Source organism: Parashewanella spongiae, assembly GCF_004358345.1.
Classification (GTDB): Bacteria; Pseudomonadota; Gammaproteobacteria; order Enterobacterales; family Shewanellaceae; genus Parashewanella; species Parashewanella spongiae.
The window spans coordinates 2,789,338-2,806,156 of sequence record NZ_CP037952.1; the positions used below are offsets into that span (position 1 = coordinate 2,789,338).

General features: G+C 37.5%; 14 protein-coding genes and 2 pseudogenes. 1 reads left to right on the top strand and 15 read right to left on the bottom strand.

Annotated elements, in window-relative coordinates:
* Positions 1–131 precede the first annotated feature (131 nt).
* From E2I05_RS10940 to E2I05_RS10995, 14 genes and pseudogenes are all read right to left on the bottom strand, one after another.
* Complete coding sequence (locus E2I05_RS10940) at positions 132–371, bottom strand: hypothetical protein (RefSeq protein WP_165905442.1); 240 nt, start codon at positions 369–371, stop codon at positions 132–134.
* Positions 372–779: 408 nt separating this feature from the next.
* Entirely contained in the window at positions 780–1,028 is a 249-nt protein-coding gene (locus tag E2I05_RS10945; RefSeq protein ID WP_121852508.1) for a DUF4282 domain-containing protein, read from the bottom strand.
* 57 nt (positions 1,029–1,085) lie between these two features.
* Positions 1,086–1,655, bottom strand: a complete 570-nt coding sequence (locus tag E2I05_RS10950; RefSeq protein ID WP_121852507.1) for a hypothetical protein — start codon at positions 1,653–1,655, stop codon at positions 1,086–1,088.
* A 3-nt stretch (positions 1,656–1,658) separates the two neighbouring features.
* Positions 1,659–2,834, bottom strand: a complete 1,176-nt coding sequence (locus E2I05_RS10955) for a murein transglycosylase domain-containing protein (protein ID WP_243641040.1) — start codon at positions 2,832–2,834, stop codon at positions 1,659–1,661.
* Positions 2,835–2,849: 15 nt separating this feature from the next.
* Positions 2,850–3,575, bottom strand: coding sequence for a hypothetical protein (locus E2I05_RS10960; RefSeq protein ID WP_121852506.1), 726 nt, complete (start codon positions 3,573–3,575; stop codon positions 2,850–2,852).
* Positions 3,575–4,870, bottom strand: coding sequence for a hypothetical protein (locus tag E2I05_RS10965; protein WP_121852505.1), 1,296 nt, complete (start codon positions 4,868–4,870; stop codon positions 3,575–3,577). Before E2I05_RS10965 ends, E2I05_RS10960 begins: the two co-directional genes overlap by 1 nt.
* A gap of 9 nt (positions 4,871–4,879) precedes the next feature.
* Positions 4,880–6,250: a hypothetical protein gene (locus E2I05_RS10970; RefSeq protein ID WP_121852504.1), complete on the bottom strand. Its 1,371-nt coding sequence runs from the start codon at positions 6,248–6,250 to the stop codon at positions 4,880–4,882.
* Positions 6,247–7,374 (bottom strand): hypothetical protein, encoded by a 1,128-nt coding sequence (locus E2I05_RS10975; RefSeq protein ID WP_121852503.1) that lies wholly within the window; start codon positions 7,372–7,374, stop codon positions 6,247–6,249. Before E2I05_RS10975 ends, E2I05_RS10970 begins: the two co-directional genes overlap by 4 nt.
* A gap of 8 nt (positions 7,375–7,382) precedes the next feature.
* Complete coding sequence (locus E2I05_RS10980; RefSeq protein WP_121852502.1) at positions 7,383–8,282, bottom strand: LPP20 family lipoprotein; 900 nt, start codon at positions 8,280–8,282, stop codon at positions 7,383–7,385.
* Positions 8,282–8,995, bottom strand: coding sequence for a hypothetical protein (locus tag E2I05_RS10985; RefSeq protein ID WP_121852501.1), 714 nt, complete (start codon positions 8,993–8,995; stop codon positions 8,282–8,284). The genes E2I05_RS10980 and E2I05_RS10985 overlap by 1 nt, the downstream gene beginning before the upstream one ends.
* A gap of 1,054 nt (positions 8,996–10,049) precedes the next feature.
* Entirely contained in the window at positions 10,050–12,284 is a 2,235-nt protein-coding gene (locus E2I05_RS10990; protein ID WP_121852500.1) for an ankyrin repeat domain-containing protein, read from the bottom strand.
* 280 nt (positions 12,285–12,564) lie between these two features.
* Positions 12,565–12,749, bottom strand: a pseudogene (locus tag E2I05_RS22540) (IS630 family transposase); the annotation flags it as partial.
* Between the two features lie 349 nt (positions 12,750–13,098).
* A complete protein-coding gene (locus E2I05_RS22040; protein WP_170179630.1) occupies positions 13,099–13,236 on the bottom strand; it encodes a hypothetical protein in 138 nt (45 codons plus the stop codon).
* Entirely contained in the window at positions 13,233–15,020 is a 1,788-nt protein-coding gene (locus tag E2I05_RS10995; protein WP_121852499.1) for an ankyrin repeat domain-containing protein, read from the bottom strand. Before E2I05_RS10995 ends, E2I05_RS22040 begins: the two co-directional genes overlap by 4 nt.
* Before the next feature lie 173 nt (positions 15,021–15,193).
* Here E2I05_RS10995 and E2I05_RS22545 point away from each other — a divergent pair.
* Positions 15,194–16,320: pseudogene (locus E2I05_RS22545) on the top strand (ISAzo13 family transposase).
* 3 nt (positions 16,321–16,323) lie between these two features.
* On the opposite strand, the gene E2I05_RS11010 reads toward E2I05_RS22545, so the two are convergent.
* A complete protein-coding gene (locus E2I05_RS11010) occupies positions 16,324–16,674 on the bottom strand; it encodes a hypothetical protein (RefSeq protein ID WP_133309637.1) in 351 nt (116 codons plus the stop codon).
* Positions 16,675–16,819 lie beyond the last annotated feature (145 nt).

Sequence of the window (16,819 nt, forward strand, 5' to 3'; positions counted from 1 at the left end):
TCATTTGGTTTGCAGTTCAAATTATACTCAATCCGTGAATGAAATTAAGTAGATTCGGGTGAGGAGAAATAAACACAGAAAACCACAATTGCGGGTAAAAAAAGAGAAATAATTATTTTTTGGGGGTGGTTTTAAAGGTGATATATTGTTTTTTTATCTTGTAATGAGCGAATAAAAATAGGATCGGATTTTACAGCATCAAAGAAGCCGTTTAATTCTGAGGTTGTATCGAGGTGCTTAATTGAACCTTTGATTGCGTCCTCGTAAGCAACTTGGATGCGCATGACCTTTGTTTTATCGTATTTGGTCTTACGCCCTCCCCTCGCTATTGTCCCGCCATGCTTTCTCTTTTTGGCGTTGTCATTAAACATGTAGATTGTTGCAGAGAGTTGTGTATTGCTCTTTTGAGTCGATAGATGTGGCGGCTCAATATCATAAGCACTTCGACTCGATTACATCAGAAATTCTGAGACCACATTAAGTTAGAATAAGCGTTAATGTGGTAAAAATTGCTGATAGAGGCTATTTCTACTAACTTACATTTGTAAAAAATGCCATTAACTTAGGATGTTACTAACAAGATTCTGCCCCACCCCTTGTTAGTGCTTTTAGTCTAAATTACATATTGTATATGCTCATATGCATCAGATTTTTATACAACTTTATATTCTATTTTCAAGTGTAATTGGTGTTAAATTTATTGGAAATAATAAATTCAAAAGGTAAAAATATAAAGTTAGAAAGATTGAAGGCATAGAGATTTCTACGCCTTATAGCAATTATTCAGGCTTATTGGCAATCTTGTTTAGATTTTCGTGAATTTTAAACAAAACAATCAACAATTCACACCAAATTCTTGTGCCAATAACGCCACCGATTAGAACACCAAGACCATATAACAAGCCACCTCCATATTGAGTGAACATAATCGATATGCTAGATATCACTGTCCCGAAAAGCATCAACCAGTATACAAAGGTAATAATTTTTGGTGTCAGCATTGAATCAAAAAAGAATATATCTCTCATCACGTTTCCTTGTAGTTATAGATGTAATCTCAGTTACTTCATTGAAATACTCAGCAATCAGTGCTGAGTATTATTCAATTCTTTTTCCAGCTCCTTCATCGCTTTCTGAGCTTTAAATTCTTCATATAACGCTTCTTTTGAAGTTGGATCGAGCTTTTTTCCTGAATTTTCAACTAGTTCATTAAATGCCTTTTCCGGGTCTGGCATTGAGACTAAAACACAAAGCTGTTTTGCATTATCCAATTTTGCAAATGCTACTTTTTCTGGTTTTGAACCGACCAAATTCTGTTCAGCAACTTGTTTACTTACTTGTTCGAAGGTTCCGCCAACATTAGTGGCTTGTTCACTTTGGACTTTACGCTGATATAGCTTATCCAGCACAGCGGCCTTAACCTTTATCTGCTGTGTTAAATCTGCCCTTGCAGCAGCTACAGCCTGAGCTTTATCAATCGACAGGCTTCCAGACCAAGGCACGCAAGAACTAGAAGCCAAAGCATTCTCTAATGTTGGTTGTAATACCCAAATAGGAACACTGTCATCGTTATGAAGTGGAGTCGATTGGGTTGTAGGGGTTGAGTTACAAGCCGCAAGTACTAGAGTTGTGGATAGCATAATAAATTTTTTCACGAATTAAATTCCTTTTATTTGTTGCTCGTAATCATCACTGCGCTTGAGTACTTTTCTCAAATAGTTTCGAGTTTCTTCAGCCGGAAGGTTGCGCAATAACTTTTGATGCAGTTGTTGAGGTGACATTAAGTTGGCGGCGATTGCAGCTCTGTTAAGTGAATTCGTTCCCGTTAATGTTTTGGCTACATTTCCAATACCAGTGTTATATGCAGCAATACATAAGTATTTTCTTGAGGTTGCATTACGTACCGCTTTAAAATATCGCTGGTCAAGAATATGCAGATAAGCGCTGCCAGCTTCAATATTATTTGAAGACTGATATAGATACTCAGGTGAGTAAAGCATCGGCTTACCATGCATTAACGCACTGACATCTTTTCCTGCTGTCGTTGGCACAATCTGCATTAGTCCAAATGCAGGAATAGGTGATCGAGCCATAGGGTTAAAGCTAGATTCAGTATGAATAATTGCGAGCAACAATGAAGGCGAAACATGCCAACGTCTCGCTTGTTTACTGACTTCCTTTAAAAACGGTTTTGCTTTCTGTGGTAGGCTTTGCTTTGGTAGAGCAAAAGTAACAGAAGTTGCTTGTGCGCCATAGGTTACTACAGGTGCTTTCTCTGCAATTGCTTGTTGTACAAGAACTGGTGATAATAATTTAACTCCCTCATTTTCCAATGCAAAGGTCTGTTTAACGACCTTATTGCTCGTTTCTATTCTTTTCTTAACTAGAGTTTGCTCTGCACTTTGATAGACAGGATCATTTGAAAGTGCTTGTTGAGTGCTTTGATTTGCTATCTTTTTTAAGACATTTTTAGCCTCAATAGTTGGGGATAAATTGCTATTTATTTTTTTAAACTCGATTTTAACTTTACCCGTATCATAATCAATACTGGTTCTGGTATTTAAATCATCGCTATAGCTCACCCACACTTTTTTACTTGGGAGAAGTGCTTTGTCCCACTTTTGACCTATTTGCTTTTTATATTGAGTTTCTGCTTGCTGCCATGCAGTAACAAACTCGCCAAATTCCTCTATATGCTGTTGTTGGAATTGAGCAAACTCACTATGTTCCTGCTTTAAAAATAATTCAAAGTCTTCGTCTGTAGCCAAAGTTGATTGCGTAAACCCAACGAACACGAGTAAAGGTATAATGCTGTTTTTTTGAAATTGCATCATTTTGCTTTCCTTAACTTAAAAGTAGCTGCGTAGATCATCAGCTTGTTCACTTTCCAAAGCTTCCTGCTTATCGATAATTTGGTTTCTTAAAGCTGTGCATTGCATCGACTTACAACCATCCAACAAGGCTAAAGCTTCATTTAATTTATTTGCTTGCAACCACATATTCCCTACAGCAACCTTCGACTCAATAAGGTGTAACTGTTGGTTAGTTAGGTGTTTATCAAGATAAGCTAAGCCTTTATTTAAAGGAGATTGACTCGCAATAAGTGCGATAGAATCAGCTTTTGTTTGAGGTTGGTTAAGAGAAATTTCAATTACGCTGCGGAGGCGTTGTTTCTGCTTAGTTTCAATAAAATACCATGCTAGTTTTAGTGCTAGAAAAGCTTCATTTACTTCAACAGAATTTACATGAATATCGCCTGTACAATTCAACCAGTCATTATTTTTCTGCTGTTGATAATTATTAATATCAGCATCAATAAAATGAACCTTGTCTGGAATAGTCAAATTAAGCTTTTCTGACAGTTTTAGCTTTATACTTTCTTGGCTTGGCAAGGTAAGTGCTCGACGGCAAGCCTGCTCTGCAGCAGGCTTAGCCGATGGCTTTAATATTTTTACCCTAGCCCCATTTTCGTTCGCTTGGCTTAGAAAAAAAGCACTACGTTTTTCAATGGTGCTGGGTGTATTAAAGTCGACCGAATGACTTGATAACGTTAGCAGCAATAAGCTGGTTAACATTAAAGGTCACCCTTCTTTGTTACCTGACCTGAAGCACCTTTTGGGTTTTCAGCCTTTTCGTTTTTGCCACCTACAGCTTTAATTTTTCTGCCAGTAGAGCTTACAGTACCGTGACCTTGTATCTTACTGACCATTTCTGCATTAGCTTTCTTTGCCGCAGCTTCTAAGCTAGGTGCATAAACCGCAACCGTATATTGCCAATGACCATCAGCACTTTTGAAGCTTTTGGTATTCACACCCGCTGGTAATTTCCCTTGTGCAATGGTGGCATACTCATCACTGGTTTTAAGTTGATTTAGAAATTCACTTCTTTCTTCATCAAGTACTTTAACTTGTTGTGGGTCATTGAAATCAGGATCGTCATACTCGAACTGGGTTGTTCCTTCCATTTGGTTTTCATCAAAACTACCTTGCCAGTAGACTTTTTCACCTTTCATTGTTGCTAAAAGCGCTGATCTTGCTCGTGTTTGGGATTGTCTCTTTGCAACTTGCTTTAATTTACGAGCAACACTGGAACTCTTGTTATTGCGGATAATAGCTGAGCCATAACCTAAAATAATCGTTTCACCCGTTCTCGCATCTGAAAGTACTTTAGCGCCGACAGGCGGAAGAACGCCACTTTTAATATCTTTTATAACTTGTTTGAAAATACTATTGGGATCAGTATTTACAACTAATGCACCACTATTTTTACTGATCTGTGAACGAGTTTTTGGTGTAGAGATTAAACTAACTCGAACGGTTTTGTTTTCAACATCATCATTAACATCGAAAGTCACAAATCCAGCTAAAGATCCAGATACAGCTTCTTTACATGCTTCTGTCATTTTATTCTGAGTATTCGCAACGCCTTCGTTACCTGTTTCGATATTTTCAAGACTAAGGCTCGCCACATTATTACATTGATGTTCAACCCCTTTCATATTTTCTATGAGTTGCTTTTTCGCAACCAAATATGCTTGGTTATAGGCTCCACGCTTAGAAAGTAGAGTCGCATTCATGTTGTTATAACCGGTATAGCTGGCACTACCTATTGACAAAATACCTGTGCCGCTTCCTACTTGGATCATTTTCACACCGTCTTCGTCATCTTCTAGCAGAGCTTGATGAGCGACAGCTACAGCGACTTTAGGATCGGACGATGCAACAACCACATCACCTTTTACTGTGACATTTTCTGCGCCTTCTATGGTTGTATTTGGCGTTGCTGGAAGCATATCGGTTAGATCAAAATCATCACTTGCTTGAGAAGCGAATGAGAGGCTTAGCGCAAGTCCGAGAATGTGAAGTTTCATTTTGTTTCCTTACAAATAAGTGAGCGTAAAGTTATTGTTAATTTTAATTTGAGGCAGTGGTTTTGCTGCAATGGCGGCTAATGCTAAATGAACCACTTGCGCTAATTCTCCAGAACTGCCCTTGTAGCGAACTCGTACAACGGTATTGTTATTATTTTGATGAATAGCAACATTTGATACCCCAGCCAAAGTATTAAACACTGAAGCTATGTGTTCAGTTTGCTTCAATAGTCTATTTGGTATGATGATTTCTCTTGATAAACCACCTCGAGCTACTACTTGAGTAAAACCTTTCTGTAAATTTTTGTGTAAGTCTTGCAATTGGTTTTCATCAGCAAAATGAACATCAATAAGATCAGTCATAATTGAATCGTCTTTTGGCAACGCAATGAGCGACGGATCATTTTTCCAACTTGAATAGATGTTATTATGATCTTTCACATTAATTCTGATATCCAACCTTTGATTATTACCACTAGTTCTTAGTTTAGCTTTGGCTTTTACTGTTAATGATGAGTCGGAAGTTACCTCTATTCCTTGTTCGCCTAACCAAGCCGAAATAACTGTTTTTAACGGTTCAGGGGCATCAACTTTCACATACGGAGAACCTATTTGGCTCAACATTTGTGATGCTTGTTGAATCAGTGGGCGTTTCTCAACCACAACATTCAAAGTAATTTGAATGCCTCGATTATCCATTTTTGTGGAGTCTAATGTTTGCCAACTTTTAATCAGCCCTTCACTGTGCATAGAAAGCTGCTGCCCAATGATTTCTTTCATGCTGGTTGACTCAACATCATTTTCGATTAGCAAATCGGTCTGAGAGGATTGAGCATGGCTCTGAGTAAGCCATACACCAACGACTTGTGAAACAGCTCTTTGCAGTGCATCATTTTCAGCATTTTTTAATGCCGTTTTTCCCTGCTCAGGCCATCCTTCCCCAATAACGGTAACTGCGATCTGTTGCGCTGCATCATCCCATTTAACAGGCTGAATTTTGGCTTTAGTATTTAACGCTAAAGTTGCAGTTACACAAGTATCATTGCCTTCTAATCGAGGAGATGAAGTATCAATCATGAGTGCTTGATGCTGAATGCCTTCCAAGAGTTGTTCACGATTTGATTCATATAAGCGATGAACATCATCGTTAACGATACTCACATCAGAACTGCTTGAATTTAGATTTAAGCTCTTATTGCCTTTAATGAACTCAGCCAAAATTGATGCTGCTTGTGCTTTCGCACTACTAATAGCCGTTGTACCTCGTCCATAAGCGCAGGCTTGTGTTTCAAGCCTGCCATCTTCAAGTACTATAACTTCAGCACTTACAGCAAAAGATAAACCCGTGACTACAGCAGCCAATACGGATTTATTTATCATGTGCGGTTCTCCAAGAAGTTCTTTGGAGCACCTACAGATACTGCAAAAATTTTAGCCCCATTTGATGGGCGATAGATACCATTTTTAGCCTGCCTCTCAATTTTTTCGGCTTCTGAACTATTTTTCCAACGAATGATTTTTCCGTTAGCACTATTTTTTGAGGGAGAAACACTTGCAACACCAATTGGCTCAACAAAACCAGCTTCATAACTAAAAATGATCATTGTTTCGTTTTTCAAAACACCTGCATTTTGACCTCTGTCTAGGCTAATTTGATCGCCTTTAATTCCTAATACTTGTGCAGTAGCTGGCATTTCAGAAAGCATGCGAGTAAGAAGAATATCGATGCCACGAGATGCCATGTCATTAAGTACCGCATTTACGTGTGCAGCATCAAAGTAACGGTAGCCACTTACATAACGATTACTCGCCTTGATATACTTCATTTCTGATCGTTCACGCACATCTTCAGACTTTACACGAATTTTTCCTAAATTCGGATGCGACAATTTTTCTCGAGTATAAGGGTTTAATACAGATGAAGTAATTTCTAACGTATAATCCATCCAACTGGTGATACTGCCTTCGCTCTTAACTGTTCTGAGTGAATCTAGCTTCACAACAAAATCAGGTTGAAGTACACGTTGAGATGCAACCTTCTTTGCTAATGCTTTGGCACCCTGTTGTTCAAGAAAGATTTTTTGTTCTTTTGAAACCGTATCGTCATCACGAGTGACGATACGAAAACGATTTATGCCTGCAAACTGGTTTTCAAGCATTTTTAATAAATTGTGATCGTCGAATTCTCTTAACGCTTTAACGCCTTCACCCTCTCCAGACACTCCTGCCACATCAAAATACATACGAACAATAGGTTTCTTAAGTGGGCAACCTTCATTCTCTGTGTTTGGATTAAAAGTACAATTATCTAATCCTTGAGTATCAAAATATGAAGGAACGACAATATCATCATCACGAAAATCGTATGCGCTTTTTGCAATTAGTGCACTTGAAGCACGATTTGAAACTTTAGTGGCTTGTGTTTGCGACGGAGGTGTACTTTTACAGCCAGCAAGAAAGGCTAAAGTTAATACCGACAGAGTGAGATTCTTATAGAGTTTCATTTGTTATCCTATTGTTCAGAATTCCATTGGCGAATAGGTCTATTTAAAATGATGACCAGTCGATTTATGGCTTCGTCCTTAGCTGTTTCCATTGAACGGCCTGATGACGTTGCAACGATGTTGTATTCTTTTAATGTATTAAATGGATGAATTGAATGCGTGAATTTGATGTGTAAACTCGCCTCTACGTATTTAATATGTCCACTATCCGAGTAGCGCCAATTGAGTTGTGGTTGCACCCAAATTACTTTTGCGCCATTACATTTGAGTCTATTATCAATAGCGGCAACCACATTTTTTGGTATTGAATTATTTATGATTTGACAAGATATTTGCTTTAACGCTTGTTGGTGATGTTGTTTTAGCTTTTTTAATTCCGATCTAAATTTTAATTGCTTTCCATCTAGAGCTTCTAAAACCTGCAAGATCTGGGTGCTTCGATGTAGTTCCTGCTCGTGTTCAAGAGCGTGAATAAACTGTTGCTCTACCGAAGCATCAGGAATAGCAAGTCGATTTAAACCTGAAAGTTCGCCATAGAGCGAGCCTATTAAGTGCTCTTTTTTAATCCCAAGCAGCATTGCCGTTTGCTGGCCTTTCGAAGAAGTTTTTATTTCTTCAACACCAACTAAATCGAAAGGTAAGCTCGTAGTTTGAATTTTTTGTTTGAATTCTGAATCAGAGGTTGAACCAGACTTGGAGATTTTTAAAGTTTGGCTAACGTTAATATTAATGCTGAGTTGCGATGCTATCTCTGCCAATGCCGCTTTATGGGCATTGACACGAGAATCAGCGACGCCCTGACCAACTATATAACCATCAAACTCTTGCTTTTGCATATCCCATTCAGGCCATGCAAAAGCAAAGTTAGTCACTAATAATAGAGGAAGACCCGCTAACCATTTAAACATTAAAGCTTTTTGCCTTTTGCTTCGTGTTCAGCCTGTAATTGTTCAATTTGCTTTATAGTATCTTGCTCAATTGAGATAATTTCATTAGCATCCATTGCAAGTGATAATTGGTCTTTCGCTTTAATCAGAGCTGAACCTAAATCTTTTGTATCATCTTTTTTCTCGTCATCACTCGAGAAAGAAGAAAATAGCGAACTAGTAGCATTTAATGCTGTAGCTTTTGCTACGGCTGTACCGTGTTGCGAAAGAATATAAGCAGATTTAGCAATTTCTACTGTTAAATCACCTGCTAGCTCAACATTCGAATCATAAATTGTTTCATTAGCACTGTTATAAGCCGTAATCTTGTGAGCAATTTTATCTCCATCATTGGTGATATCAGCATCGAACTTAGCAATCGCTTGTTTCAATTCCTCATCAGACTTACCACTGCTCGCATATAAAAATGCTTGTACATCTGTGTGATTAACTCTGAGCTGACGATATTCTTCCATCACATTGCGTTGGCGCTTTAAGATGGCTGCTGAAATATTTAAAAACTCATCGACACCCGGTTGAATTTTTACGGATTCATAGCCAAGGTCATCCATTTGTGTAGTGAGTTCTTTAATAACTTTCGCTCTGTCTATACTGCCAGCTGATTTATCATCAGTTGAAACACAGCCAAAAATTAGGGGGGTAGCAATTAGAGAAGCAAGTAACGTTTTTTTCATGATTCAATTCCTTTTATTATTTTTAGACAAGGAATTGCAAAGTTAAAAATTATTATTATTTTCAACATCTACACTTCCTTGTAGTGTTGGCAACATAACTTATAACTAATTAACATAAAATATATATTTTAAAATCACGCTCTGTTTGCTGAGTAAATACTCAATTAGTGTTTTTTTTATACTCGAAGATGTTTAAAGCATATAAATTCAAGTAAATACCCATGAAAATGATTTTTTTCTGATGATGTCACTACGAACAAGGCGCTCAGCAGGAAAATATTCGATTTCATTTGAATGTGCACTTAATAAACACTTTGTAATTTTTTGAATCAAGAGTCGATTGGCAATAACTTAGTATTCAGTTTGATTGGGAAAAGAAATTGTTGAAATTTCAGATGAGGCGTGTACCCCCCTTTTTAATCTCTGGGGTAGGATTCCCCGCCCCTTGAGGTTTTAGTTAATCTAGATGAGACCCCGATGCTTGCGGCGTGATTATTCATTCAACTCGGGATCAATTAACTAAAAGATTCATTTTAATAATTATTTATAAGAGGTAGTAATGAAAGGGGAAAATGAAGCGCTAAATTAAAGGCAATTTAGTATTATTCTTTTACCTATTTGTTGTAAACCCTTTTGGTTTACATAATATTTTTTTAAATTTGTAATCATAAGCTGAATGATTAACTTTACTTTACGATTCATTACCATATGGAAATGTATTTTGATTTAAGTTACCTTACGTGGTCTACAATCCTTTAGTACATGTAGTAATCCTGTAAAAATACCTAAAATAGGTCATATTTCTCTAAGTACATGTAACATGTTTATTCATAAACCTTATGAAAGGATTCTAAGTGCATGAATCTATTGACTGAGCACCCGACCGACCAACCATGTAGTGATTATCTAGTGAGTATTTGTTAAATACTATGCGTAAAAAATTGTTAATACAGTTGCTTATGATCAAAGACTTCTAAATTGAGATTTGGGACAAACTTGAGACTTGAGATCAAATCTACTTCAGACCGATAAATTGAGATTATTAATCTTTAGTTCAAAAGCCTGTTAACGACTCACGGTACTTTACTTTTTTAAAGTAAAAATAGTGATCCATAATACCTTTAATAGCAAGAATTAATGGATGATGATAGATATTGTGCTCTTTTAAGTTAGTTTGCTTAAGCTGAAATATTGCATAGTTAAAATGGTAATAGCCATAAGTATTTGTTAAAGACCAATTAATGCTTCCACCGTGGTTTTCAACAAGCCATTGCGCCAACTCAAAGTCATGTTTTCTCATTGCCAGCATCAGCGCATCAAGTTTATATTTTTGTTCATGTGCAGTTACATTCGCCCCTAGCTCGATAAACCTTTTTGCTAGCTCAACCTGATTTTCTTCTATTGCCATCATTAAAGGAGTATCACCCGTTGTAATCGGTACATTCACATTATTAAATTTTTTCAGTAGCAACTCTGAAAGCTCAAACTTTTTTTGCTTTAGTGCTATCGTTAAGCATGTATATCCTTCAGTGTCCTGCTTTGAAAGTAACTTCTGTATAACACCTTTGGGTAACCTCCTTAGCGCCCATGGAGTTATATCGTCATTTTCGGATAATATCGCTATCATTAAAAAATTTTGCTTAAAGGTATTAGTTGCTTCTACATTAGCGTTGTTTCTTATGAGCATCTTGACCACTTCAGTTTGCCCCGTATGGGCTGCTAAAACTAGAGCTGTTCCATATTTCCCCTGTATGTTGATATGTTTGGAATGTGGTATCAGCTTCAACGCCATTTGTTCATTCTTAATCACAATCGCTGATTGCAGCGGAGTTTTACCATCAAATTTTTCATCACAACTGACACCCCGACTCAGCAATAAGTCAACCAATGAAAAATGTCCGCCGAGAACCGCCCAATACATTATGCCATATCCGGGTAATGTTTTCGCAGACGGTGTCGCTCCATTGAGGATTAACGCTTCTGCGGTCTTACTATCTCCTAAATCCATGGCTAGACTTAAAATGGTTCGTCTTACATTGCCTTTTTTGCCAAAATTACCCTCGGATTTAAGGTCGAGCATCTTTGGTTCAACATGTGGAATGAGCTTATGCGTTAACTCAGGGTTCCCTGCTTTTATCGCTTCCCCAATTATATTGATTCCGGCACGAAAACAGTCTTCCTCAAAGCCGTTAGCCAACATAGCTATCAACAACTTCTCATTATTTTTTTGGATACACTTAATGAGTTGAGCTCTATCGCTCGCACTCTTAATATTTAATTTATGCCCGTGTTCGACAAGCTCTAAGGCTATATCATCCATTTCATAATAAATTACCAATGCCAGTAACGAATACCCAACATATAATTTAGAACTCGGTTTCGCCTTGGATAAAAGTAGCGCTGCGATATTTCTTTTTTTTAATCGTATTGCCGTTGTTAATGGCGTATCACCTTCACTATCAATGGCCTCGGCATCACAATTTTTTTCTATCAATATTGGTACCATAGAATCAGCGAAATCTTCCATTACGGCTAAATGCAGAGCCGAAGTACCCTCGTTATCTTTAAGATTTAAGTCATTAACGTCTGACATTTTCTCGATTAAACACTCAGCCATTTGCTGCTTGCCTAGAGTTAGGGCCACAAGTAATGGTGTTTGTTTATTTTGATTAGTCACAGATAAACCGATAGATAAGTTAAGCAACAATTTTAAGATCTCAAGTTTCCCATACCTTACTGCTACAAAAACAGCGGTTTCCCCTTGACGATTTCTGTGCAGGAAATTGCATTCAGGAAAGGCATCTAAAAGCATCTTTACAACTGTTGTATTTTCGCTCATTATTGCAGCCATTAACAAAGAATACCCTGAATTTGGTGCCGCATAGAAAGTTATAAGGGGTTCTTTTAATAAGCGGGTTATTTCTTGCTCATTTCCACGCCACAAAGAACAATGCAAAAGATGACTGTTATTTAGCATGATTTCTGTTTGCTTACACCATTCCCCCTCATTAGTTCCCACATTACTGCCAACTGAATTTCCCCTTCCAGCCTCATTATGAAAATTATTTATTAATTTGCACGCCCATCTAGAATTTTTACCTAAAGTAACTAAAAATGAATGTGATTGTCTTGCACTCGTTGTCACTGAAATCGTATTTTTAGTTTCTAATTCTTGCTCCGATAGTGCTGTAATTAATTCAGGGAGCATTGCAACATCAGGGAGCATTGCAACATCAGGGAACATTGCAACATCAGGTAAAGCATTAATACATGATTCAGAGCTCATCATTTTTAACCCCAATAGGTTTTGAACAATAACTTTACAAGAAAGAAAACTGAGCACAAATAAACCTTTATTAACTTTTATTCGATTCTACAGTTTTTTCTGCTTCAATTTTGCGCTTGTCCACTTTTCAGATATAACCAACAGAATTCAACTGAGTTCTCTTCCCTCCAACGAGGCTGGAAACGAAGTAACGATAGTTTTGTATGTCGTTTAGTGCCTTTGCTTTTTTCTATAAAAGTCACTGGATACCAGCCTTCGCTGGTATGACAAAGATTGGTACTTTCTAAATCGCTAGATCCCTTACAGATTTTAGCGTTTGAAAATTGTCAGTATTCCTACTCGTTAAAGTATCTGCAATTTCTGGTAATGTTTTATCGAAAAATTTATTCTCTGTCGAAACAATTTGCTTGACGCAAACATTACTTTCCAAAGTCGTTCAATCGGATTCAAGTTGGGACTATATGGCGGAAATTATGAAGTTTATTATTGAGTAATTCAGCCTGCTCTTATACGCTATCTGCTCAATGGCAAGCCGCTCCATCTAAACTTTGCTGAGGAAGGTACTCTTGAATGTGTCGCTTAACAGTCGTTTCATCAATTAGCAATACCTCAGCAATTAAAGAGTATGACCAACATTCAGAGCATATCAATATAACTTTAATTCAGACACTTACGACTGTCATTAGACTTTTCATGCAGTGATTTGAGTGTTTACCAATTACAGTAATCAGTGAATTTGGGTATTCAAATAAAAGGTGCTAGATTCCCACTTTCTTGGGAATGACGAAATTACCACATGGAGTTGTTTATATATTGCTCACTCGTGCGCTTGCCCTGTATTATTTCCCCTACTCGCATTATCTACTAATTGATTCCTGTAAGTATATTGAGTGATAGAAGGTTGCATTCTTAGGCTTACAGGCATTAATTCATCTTTTAATCCAGAATCCATCATGCCATAGCACTTTTAATAGCAAGAATTAATGGGTGATGCTCGATATTGTCATTTTCTAATTCAGGTCTATATAGATGAGATAATGCAGACTTCAAATGGGAATTACCATGAGTATTTATTAAAGACCAATTAATGCTACCTCCGTGGTTTTCAACAAGCCATTGCGCCAACTCAAAGTCATGCTGTATTATTGCCAGCATCAGCACATCAAATTTATTTCTTTGTTCATGTGCAGTTACATTTGCCCCTAACTCGATAAACCTTTTTGCAAGTTCAACCTGATTTCCTTCTATTGCCATCATTAAGGGAGTATCACCTTCTGTAATAGGTACATTCACATTATTTAATTTTTCCAGTAGCAACTCTGAAAGCGCAAACTTTTTTCGACTTAGTGCTATCGTTAAGCATGTATATCCTTGAGTGTCCTGTTTTGAAAGTAACTTCTGTATAACACCTGTGGGTAATGTCCTTAGCGCCCATGGAGTTATTTCGTCATTTTCAGAAAGTATCGCTAGCATTAAAAAGTTTTGATTAAAGGTATTTGTTGCTTCTACATTAGCGTTATTACTTATGAGCACCTTGACCACTTCAGTTTGCCCCGTAAGGGCTGCTAAAACTAGAGCTGAACCATCTTTACCCTGTGTGTTGATATCTTTGGAACGTGATATCAGCTTCAACGCCATTTGTTCATTCTTCTTCACAATCGCTGATTGCAGCGGAGTTCTACCATAAATTTTTTCATCACAACTGACACCCCGACTCAGCAATAAGTCAACCAGTGAAGAATGTCCGCCGAGAACTGCCCAATACATTATGCTATACCCGGAGGATGGTTTCGCAAACGGTGTCGCTCCCTTGAGAATTAGCGCTTCTGCGGTCTTACTATCGCCTAAATCCATCGCTAGACTTAAAATCGTTCGGCTTACACTGCCTATTTCGGGGTAATTAACCTCGAATTTAAGGTCGAGCATCTTCGGCTCAACGAGTGAAATGAGCTTATGCGCTAACTCAGAGTTCCCTGCTTTCAACGCTTCCCCAATTATATTGATTTCGGCGCGAAAAAAGTCTTCCTCAAAGCCGTTAGCCAACATAGCAAACAACAACTCATCATTATTTTTTTGAATACACTTAATGAGTTGAGCTCTATCGTTCGCACTATTAATATTTAATTTATGCCCGTGTTCGACAAGCTCTAGGGCTATATCATCCATTTTGTAATAAATGACCAATGCCAGTAACGAATATCCTTGATATAATTCAGAACTCGGTTTCGCCTTGGGTGAAAGTAGCGCTGCGATCTTCCTTTTTTCAAATCGTATTGCTGTTGTTAATGGCGTATCACCTTCACTATCAATGGCCTCGGTATCACAGTTTTTTTCAATCAATATTGGCACCATAGAATCAGCGAAGCCTTGCATTACGGCTAAATGCAGAGCCGAAGTACCCTCGTTATCTTGAAAATTTAAGCCATTAATGTCTGACATATTCTCGATTAAACACTCAGCCATTTGCTGTCTACCTATAGCTAGGGCTACAAGTAATGGTGTTTGTTTTTTTTGATTCGTCACAGATAAATCGATAGATAAGTTAAGCAACAATTTTAAGATCTCAAGGTTCTCATACTTTACTGCTACAAAAACAGCGGTTTCCCCTTGTCGATTTCTGTGCTGGAAATTGCATTCAGGACAGGCATCTAAAAGCATCTTTACAACTGTGGCATTTTCGCTCATTATTGCAGCCATTAATAAAGAATGTCCTGAACTTGGTACCGCATAGGAAGTCATATAGGGCTCTGTTAATAAGGGATGCTGCGACTTAGGTTATACCGACGTATAATCCAAACAGAGTAATTTACGGTTGCAGCCAAATGTCTACTTCAATTTACCTTTCTAGTGAGTCCAAAAGGATAATTAAACTTGCATCCAGTAAACTTCATGGGATGGAGAAAAGAGTTTTTATGGCCGAAGTATCCAAAACCTTCTGCTGTGGGAGTCCACGCTTAACTGAAACAGAATTTGGCTGGTGTCGAAAGGCTGTTGCGCTTGGGCTTCATGAACAAGAAACGGGCTTCGAGTGTTTCGGAAACTATGACGGAAAACCTCGAAGTGAAGTGAGTCAGCCTCAATTAGAAATAGATATTAGAGCGTTAGTAGATCCTGAATCGCAAGCCGACCCGAAGTTTAAAAATACGTTTGTGTATACCCGAATTACAGCGAAAGGCGTCAGAAAAAAGTTAATTGAAGAAAAAGGCTGGCTACCTGAAGAATTACCTAAAGAAAGAACCATTAACGACATATTAAATCGACTGGGATACAGACTTCGACGAGTCCAAAAAACTAAACCCCAAAAAAAATTCCTCAAACAGACGCTATCTTTGAAAACGTAAACAAAATCAATAAAGAAACAACCGGTAATAAAAAAGTCATCCGTATTAGTATCGACTGTAAAGCGACAGTTAATGTTGGTGAGTATTCCCGTTACGGTAAATCTCGTAGTGCTGATGCTGTTCAAGCGTTGGATCATGATATGGAAATAAAAAAGAAAATGATCCCGTTCGGAATTCTTAACCTCGACAATGATCAACTTCATGTTTTTTATGGCAACTCAAATAAAACAAGTGACTTCATTTGTGACGCACTTGAATGGTGGTGGGATTCAGTTAAAAGTGAAAATCTAGAAGTGGAAGAACTCATTATTTTTTCAGATAATGGTCCTGAAAATAGTGGCTGTCGTACTCAATACCTGTTTAGATTAGTAGCGTTTAGTGAACAATCGAAACTCAAGATTCGAAACGTCTACTACCCGCCATACCACAGTAAGTACAACCCGATAGAACGAGTCTGGTCATCGTTAGAGAGGCATTGGAATGGCACATTACTGAGTACAGCCAAAACGGTAATAGAATGGACAAAAACAATGACATGGAAAGCGATGAGCCCAGTAGTCAATTTAATTGATAAAATTTACTCAAAAGGAGTCAAGCTCAATAACAAAGAAAAAGAAGAGCTGGAAAGTAAAATAGTCAGAAATAGTGAATTACCAAAGTGGGATCTTACAATCACTCCAATTGCGGTAGATTTTTAAATGCTAGATCCCTAAGCGGGTTATTTCTTGCTCATTTCCACGCCACAAAGCATTATGTAAAAGATGGCTGTTATTTAACACGATTTCTGTTTGCTTACACCATTCCCCCTCATTAGTTTCCACATAACTTCCAACTGAATTTCCCCTTTCAGCCTCATTATGAAATTTATCTATTGACTTGCACGTCCATCTACAGTTTTTACCTAAAGTGACTAAAAATGAATGTGATTGTCTTCCACTCATTGTCACTGAAATCGTATTTTTAGTTTTTAATTTTCGCTCCGATAATGCTGCTATTAATTCAGGGGGCATTGCAACATGAGGTAAAGCATTAGTACATGATTCAGAACTCATTATTTTTAACCACAATTGATTTTGAACAACAACTTTACAATAAAGAAAATTGAGCACAAATTAACCTTTATTAACTTTTATTCGATTCAACAGTTTTTTCTTCTTTAATTTTGCGCTTGTCCACTTTTCAGGTATACCAAAAAGA

Excerpts from the sequence above, each read along its gene's own strand:
- E2I05_RS10985 (WP_121852501.1), bottom strand. The coding sequence starts at position 8,995 with ATGAAAAAAACGTTACTTGCTTCTCTAATTGCTACCCCCCTAATTTTT.
- E2I05_RS10990 (WP_121852500.1), bottom strand. The coding sequence starts at position 12,284 with ATGATGAGCTCTGAATCATGTATTAATGCTTTACCTGATGTTGCAATG.
- E2I05_RS10960 (WP_121852506.1), bottom strand. The coding sequence starts at position 3,575 with ATGTTAACCAGCTTATTGCTGCTAACGTTATCAAGTCATTCGGTCGAC.
- E2I05_RS22040 (WP_170179630.1), bottom strand. The coding sequence starts at position 13,236 with ATGATGGATTCTGGATTAAAAGATGAATTAATGCCTGTAAGCCTAAGA.
- E2I05_RS10995 (WP_121852499.1), bottom strand. The coding sequence starts at position 15,020 with ATGACTTCCTATGCGGTACCAAGTTCAGGACATTCTTTATTAATGGCT.
- E2I05_RS10975 (WP_121852503.1), bottom strand. The coding sequence starts at position 7,374 with ATGAAACTCTATAAGAATCTCACTCTGTCGGTATTAACTTTAGCCTTT.
- E2I05_RS10940 (WP_165905442.1), bottom strand. The coding sequence starts at position 371 with ATGTTTAATGACAACGCCAAAAAGAGAAAGCATGGCGGGACAATAGCG.
- E2I05_RS11010 (WP_133309637.1), bottom strand. The coding sequence starts at position 16,674 with ATGAGTTCTGAATCATGTACTAATGCTTTACCTCATGTTGCAATGCCC.
- E2I05_RS10955 (WP_243641040.1), bottom strand. The coding sequence starts at position 2,834 with ATGATGCAATTTCAAAAAAACAGCATTATACCTTTACTCGTGTTCGTT.
- E2I05_RS10980 (WP_121852502.1), bottom strand. The coding sequence starts at position 8,282 with ATGTTTAAATGGTTAGCGGGTCTTCCTCTATTATTAGTGACTAACTTT.
- E2I05_RS10965 (WP_121852505.1), bottom strand. The coding sequence starts at position 4,870 with ATGAAACTTCACATTCTCGGACTTGCGCTAAGCCTCTCATTCGCTTCT.
- E2I05_RS10945 (WP_121852508.1), bottom strand. The coding sequence starts at position 1,028 with ATGAGAGATATATTCTTTTTTGATTCAATGCTGACACCAAAAATTATT.
- E2I05_RS10970 (WP_121852504.1), bottom strand. The coding sequence starts at position 6,250 with ATGATAAATAAATCCGTATTGGCTGCTGTAGTCACGGGTTTATCTTTT.